Below are 610 nucleotides of genomic sequence, written 5' to 3'. Positions count from 1 at the left end.
GCAAGATCAAAACCGGTTCGCGCAGTCCCCTGCTGCCCGACGTGGTGAACACGAAATCACGCGCAAAGAAAAAGCGTCCGCGTCCTGTCGTTGACGCAAATGGCAAACCTATCGAGAACCGGGCCCGTGTAAAACTCGTGGTGCTCAAGGGTCGTGCGAAATTCGGAACCGTGGTCAAGATCGATGAGGCACGCAAGGTCCACGTTAAGATCGACGGCCTGAAGGCGGTCAGGGAATGCAACGGCACCGGTCTCGAAGTGGTGGCCGACGCCGCGCCCGCGTCCAAGAAAAAGCTGGTAACGCTACGTCTGGTCAACGGCCTGAAGAACCACACGCTCCTGATCGAAGACGGGATAACGGCTCAGGAGTTGGAACTCACCGCCTCCGATGTTCTGCAATTGATTCGCGGTTCCGAGATGATGGTACCGCGTGACGTAACGAGCTTGACGTAGATGGCCACGTCCTGTACCATGCGTACAATCACATCAAGCAAGGAGAAGTTCATGAGCCGTAAATTCACGACGCGTCCGGTACTCCCGCGCAAGGCACGTAAGCAGCGCCCCTCTGTATACGCGTCATGTGGTAGCCCTATCGTGGTGGGCGCTACCCG

1 protein-coding gene is annotated in these 610 nt (G+C 57.5%); it reads left to right on the top strand.

Annotation, left to right across the window (positions count from 1 at the left end; translation table 11 throughout):
* Positions 1-452: hypothetical protein (locus AC1RPJ_RS07710; RefSeq protein WP_481762833.1), on the top strand; the 452-nt coding region annotated here is incomplete at its 5' end.
* Positions 453-610: the final 158 nt, after the last annotated feature.

The organism is Dellaglioa sp. CoH-57-MRSF-17 (assembly GCF_056782015.1).
This window is presented reverse-complemented; position numbering and strand designations above follow the sequence as displayed.